Genomic DNA, 6030 nt, shown 5'->3' with positions numbered 1-6030 from the left:
TAATAAACAAAACTTAAGCACTAAGCTGATTAGTTAATAGTTTCAGGATGAGTATGGGTGGTATAGTGAGCAAATAAACACCCATACTCATCCTGAAACTATTAACTAATCAGCTTAGTGCTTAAGTTTTGTTTATTAGTGCTGTTGATTAGAACTGTTGTTCAATGCTATTCCTATCTTATTCGATACTCTAGATGCTAGGTATTGCATTATTTAGATAATACTATAACTTTTAATAATATAATAAAAACTTTAAGTTTGGCTAAAACTTGGCTTAATCTGACTCTGAATCGTTTCAAACTCAAGCTTTCAGCTCATCCTTACCAATGTATTGTTTGACAGGACTTTTGGAAAGCTGGCGAAAAACTGGGCATTAAACGCCCATATGTAGTAGGAATAAGTAGTAGGGATAAGTAGTAGGGATAAGTAATAGGGTGCGTATATAACCCACCCTGTAGTAGGTAGAGTTACTGGGTAAGTCCTGTTTAAGGGTCGTGTCCAAACAAACCACCTGCCAAAAAATCTTCAGGGCGACTAAAGCTGCTATTTAGCTGCTGGTAGTCGCTGATGGGATCAACCCCTGCATGAAAGCGCTACCTCAGTTTTTGTTCCCCGCTCTTGCCTAGACGGGGCTTTATTCCCTCAGAGGATTTTTTGTAAGCACATAGACCTTTAAGGTTGTTGTGTCAATTACCAAACGTGATCGATCCTAGAAGTAAAGAAAGTGACTCAAACTAACTTAGATTTTATCGCTGAAACCGATCCCACGATAGCAACCTATCTGGGAGAAGAACTCCAACGTCAACGGGAGCATCTGGAACTTATTGCTAGTGAGAACTTCACCTCCCCAGCGGTGATGGCAGCACAAAGCTCAGTGCTAACTAACAAATATGCTGAGGGATTGCCCGGAAAGCGCTACTATGGCGGCTGTGAGTTCATTGACAAAGTCGAACAAGTAGCGATTGACCGTGCTAAAGAACTTTTTGGTGCTGCTCATGCAAATGTGCAGCCCCATTCTGGCGCTCAAGCGAACTTTGCGGTATTTTTAGCCTTACTAAAACCTGGTGACAAGATTATGGGGATGGATTTGTCCCATGGCGGACACCTCACCCATGGGTCACCGGTGAATGTGTCGGGCAAATGGTTTGAGGTGTGTCACTACGGTGTCAGCCAGGAGACTGAGCAATTGGACTATGGTCAGATTCGGGAACTTGCTCTGAAAGAGCGTCCCAAACTGATTATTTGTGGCTATTCCGCTTATCCCCGAATCATTGACTTTGAAAAATTCCGCGCCATTGCTGATGAAGTGGATGCCTACCTGATGGCGGATATGGCTCACATTGCTGGTTTAGTTGCCACTGGTCATCACCCTAACCCCCTTCCTCACTGCCATGTGGTCACTACTACCACTCACAAGACCCTGCGTGGTCCACGGGGTGGCTTGATTCTGACCAATCAATCGGATTTGGGTAAAAAGTTCGATAAGGCAGTGTTTCCGGGAACTCAGGGAGGTCCGTTGGAACATGTGATTGCTGGTAAAGCTGTTGCGTTTGGGGAAGCCTTGACCCCAGCATTCAAAACCTATTCTGCCCACGTGATTGAAAATGCTAAGGCTTTGGCAAGGGCACTGCAAAACCGGGAGTTAAAGATTGTTTCTGGTGGTACAGATAACCATGTATTACTGGTAGATTTGCGCTCTATTGGTATGACAGGTAAGCGAGCTGACCAACTGGTGAGCGGTGTCAAGATTACGGCTAACAAAAATACTGTTCCCTTTGACCCAGAGTCGCCCTTTGTGACCAGTGGCTTGCGCCTAGGTTCCCCAGCCATGACTACCCGGGGCATGGGAGTGGCAGAATTTACTGAGATTGGTAATATTATTGCCGATCGCTTACTGAATCCAGAGGATGAGCAAGTGGCAAATCAATGTCGGCAGCGTGTGGCACAGTTATGCGATCGCTTTCCTCTGTATCCCCATCTCACCAGTCTTGTACCAAGTTTGGTCTAAGGGTTGAAGGTTGAGGGTTAAGCACTAGGGTGGGCAAACTTCTTTGATCTAGAATACTCAAAACAACCAAACTGTTTTTGCCCACCCTACAAGCTGATCTCAGCTGATGTCACTAGGGTGGGCAAACTTCTTTGATCTAGAATACTCAAAACAACCAAACTGTTTTTGCCCACCCTACAAGCTGGTTAACGAGAAACGAGTACTACTATAGGAGAAACCTGTACCCGTTTCTTGCTAACGGGTACAGGTTAGTGGTAAATGGGTACTCCTGTGTTAAAAGTCAGTACCCGATCTAGTTTGTTGTTGACCGTTGACCGTTGACCGTTAACCAGAGACTTCGCCAATAGTGTCTTTGGTTTATCAGGGAGTCGGGAGTCGGGAGTCGGGAGTCGGGAACTTCGGATTAAAAGAGCTGTCCGCCCTAACCCACCAATAGTCAGCGATTTCAGCTGTCTTAAGATTTACTTTATAAACAGTCTCTAAGTCCTATTCTGTCAACATCAATAATCGAACAGCCCTTATTCACACATTTAAATTGTGAATAGGGGCCCTTTGGGGAGATGGGGAGATGGTCAGAGGGTAGACCGGCTTTTGCACAAGTGGATTAACCGTTGGTCACGCTACGGGAACGATTTGCCGTTGGCCACACTACGCGATTGACCGTAGGTCACGCTACTTGAGGTGGAAATTTAAATGCATCTTAGGTTACCAAGTATAGCGTTTTTATTTGAGATGTATAGGACTGCATCAAGACAGGGAACAGGGAACAGCGGATCTGGGAACAGTAGGAAAGAGCTCCGAATAGTTTTTGATGTTATCAGAAATCAGCAATATTGTTTATGACCTATTTGTAAATGCTATATCTTCTGAATTATCTCTTATCAAAATATTTTTCATAAACCCTTTATTAGTTTAAATATTGAGTAAAGTTTACGTGAATTATGTCAATTATTCCGGATTTATATGTAATAGTGTTGTTGGAAAATAAATCAGTCATCAATGTTAACTAGTTCATTGTTTTCATAGCTACCAACCTCAAGCAGTAAAAGAAAAGACCCCCATCTGGGGATAATAATCAACAATGAACACTATCCTTAGAGCGCGCAGCTTAAGTTCCTAGGGATTTTTATCATTAGTTACATCCATGCTTAGACTAGTTGGCTTGGATGGGTCAGATCATGGTGCTTGCTTATTAAGAGGCTCTAGATTTTAGAATTAATTGATTTGAGCCCCTTGATGTTTAGATGATCTGACTTATTTAGGATTTTTTTCCAAACCCAAATAGTTCTAGCAAAGATAATAGTTCAGCGTCGGTGATATTTTTCACCCGATTTGCATCCATGAGTTACTAATTGAAGTAAAGAGCAAACTACAATCATGAGTAAGCTAAAACAGAGTTTCTTGATCGGTTTCAATTATTTCGTTCTTACAGCAATAACCATGTTTCCAGGCGAGCCGTCCTTTGCAGCTAATAACTGTCGTCGACGTGACTGCATTCACCATGAACTTGGCACTCAAGCAGTTTGTAAATTGGTAGGATCTGACAAATCGCCTCTACTACCAAAAGGCAAAGCTCAAGGATGGGATAAAGGACTCAATACTGAGATCGACAATAAGAATTTGAAGGGTGATGTTGTTGCCTATAAAATTCGTTGGTTCAATGGTTCATGGTCACGCTGGTATGTCACTGGAGTGAATGACATCGATATTAAGTTTAATACTTCGACTAACGACATGCGCCGCATGTGGAGCTATTTCACTGACCACCGACATCAATACATTATTTGCAAAGAGCCGAATTAGTGATGGTATTTTTTAGTCTGGTGAACGTAAGCATTCAGCTATCAAATCCTCAGAATTAACCTTTTGAATCAAGGAATTGAATTCTTGTAATTAGTTTCAATTAATCCTCAGCAAACCCCGCTGGTTTAAAACACTGGTGGGGTTAATTTATGATTTGTGATTTGTTTACAAATTAACCTAAATTTAAATGCAGCCATTAATTTATCCCGTCTAGCGTACAGATGAAAGCCTATAGAGGGATAACCGCTCCTACTCCCTACTCCCTACTCCCTACTCCCTACTCCCTACTCCCTACTCCCTACTCCCTACTCCAATAAAATAATCTTATCCCTGGCTTTTAGTACTTATCCTGTTTCAATAGAAGTTTTGAGGCTGTATACTTGACAAAACTTCCGGTAATCCTATACTACGGGTTTATGGCACGGTTGCTCCAACAGATATATGGTAGATATCTGCTTGTTCTGATGCGCGCCTGTGGCATTTCTCTAGAAACAGACTCCTTGGTGACAGGCGATATCCCTATACTAAGCTACCCAAAAATACTTAAGACTTGATGCTACAGGAAATCAATAATGAAATCAAATCCTTTGCCTCAAAAGCACTTGTCCTCACCTCAACCAATTCAAGAAGACATTGATCAAGGAGTTGAACAGCAACCACAAGACCCATTACCCGAACTAGAAACGGAAGCTGCCAGAGAAGCAACCAATACCCCCGCCCATCCCTCCCGCAAAAAGCGACCGATGTGGCCTTTGTTACTGCTGGGTGTCGGTATTCTAGCATTGGGTGCGATCGCTTTCAAACAGTCCCAACCTAATCCCGAGGTATCACAAAACACCATCACAGCAGCCCCAGCTGAACCTAACCGGTTACCTGTACGAGCCACCCCAGTCAAAACTTATCCACTGCAACAGTTAGTTTTTGGCAATGGTTTCGTTTCAGCAGTGCGAGGCAAACACCTGACCTTCCAAACCTCAGGAACTATCACCTATCTCAAAAAAGTTAATGGACGGGATCTGCGAGAGGGAGATTTTGTCAAAAAGGGTGAATTACTAGCAAAATTAGATGACCGCAGACTGCGAGCAGAGCTGGCACAAGCTGAAGCCCAAACTGCTGAAGCTCAGACCCAAAGGGTAACAGCACAAGCCAACTTGTCTCAAGCTCAAGCAAATGTAGAACAAACCAAAGCACAAGTAATCAGCGCCCAAGCCCAGTTTGAAGCAGCAAAAAATGATTTTGATTTAGCGATATCTGAATTCAAACGCCGTCAAGAACTTTTCGATTCCGGTGTAATCTCAGAAAGTGATGTTGATGTCTACAGAAATAGAGCCGAGGATGCTCAATCCCAAGTCAGAGCAGCACAAGCTCAAGTTAATGCTGCCAAGAGCAATGTCAAAGCGGCTGAAAGTCAGTTAGCATCTGCCCAGTCACAATTAACTGCTACTGTTGCCCAGATTGCTTCAGCCAAGGCTGGGCAAACTCGCTCTACTATTAGTTTAGAAGATACGGAGATTGTAGCACCTTTTGATGGAATTGTAGCCCACCTTAATATCCGAGAGGGAGACTTCTGGACAACCCAAATTTTAAACAGTGTAAACACTAGTAATTATCAGACTGTAGTCGATTCAGTGCCTATCATTGTCAATGACCCTAGCGCTTATGAAGTCGATGTGGAACTACCCACCTTTTATGGCCCATTGGTGCAACCGGGTCAATCAGCTTATGTGGTGTTAGATCAAGACATGAGTACTGCCTCTACTAGAGGCATCACCCAACAGGAATTGTTTCGCCTTGCTAAAGCCCGAGGCGCAATTTTTTCAGTCAGTCCTTCGGTTAACCCTGGTGAGCGTTCTGTACACGTGACCATCCGCCTGTACCAAGGAAGTAAGAATGTACTGGATCGAGAGCGAGTTTCTGTTTGGATTGCTGTGGAAGAAAACCCCACAGCCCTAAGTGTTCCTCTTAATGCAATTGTCTACCGGGACCAGAAACCCTATGTCTTTGTTGTAAATCAACAAGAAAACGTCGTCAAACTGCGTCCGGTAACAGAGGGTATTCAGGGGATTTCTCTGCAAGAAATTACAAGTGGTGTTGAACTTGGCGACTTAGTGGTCACAGAAGGACTAAATCGCTTAGTTGATGGCACACCAGTTGAAGTGATTAACTATAGCAAAGGGAACAGGGAACAGGGAGTAGGGAGTAGGGAGTAGGGAGTAGGG

3 protein-coding genes are annotated in these 6030 nt (G+C 43.5%); all 3 read left to right on the top strand.

The window, feature by feature from the left end; all coding sequences use genetic code 11:
• Nucleotides 1–724: 724 nt before the first annotated feature.
• The 3 genes from glyA to F6J94_RS28680 all read left to right on the top strand — a co-directional run bounded on the left by glyA (nucleotide 725) and on the right by F6J94_RS28680 (nucleotide 6021).
• The gene (glyA, locus tag F6J94_RS28690; protein ID WP_293046666.1) at nucleotides 725–2008 is read left to right on the top strand and encodes a serine hydroxymethyltransferase; all 1284 of its coding nucleotides are present in this window, start codon (nucleotides 725–727) and stop codon (nucleotides 2006–2008) included.
• Between the two features lie 1377 nt (nucleotides 2009–3385).
• Nucleotides 3386–3811 (top strand): hypothetical protein, encoded by a 426-nt coding sequence (locus F6J94_RS28685; protein ID WP_293021601.1) that lies wholly within the window; start codon nucleotides 3386–3388, stop codon nucleotides 3809–3811.
• A 572-nt stretch (nucleotides 3812–4383) separates the two neighbouring features.
• Nucleotides 4384–6021, top strand: a complete 1638-nt coding sequence (locus F6J94_RS28680) for an efflux RND transporter periplasmic adaptor subunit (protein WP_293046664.1) — start codon at nucleotides 4384–4386, stop codon at nucleotides 6019–6021.
• The last annotated feature ends 9 nt before the right edge of the window (nucleotides 6022–6030 follow it).

This window comes from Moorena sp. SIO1F2 (assembly GCF_010672755.1).
Lineage (GTDB): Bacteria > Cyanobacteriota > Cyanobacteriia > Cyanobacteriales > Coleofasciculaceae > Moorena.
Note: the sequence above shows the minus strand (reverse complement) of the source record. Positions and strands in the feature narration are given on the sequence as shown.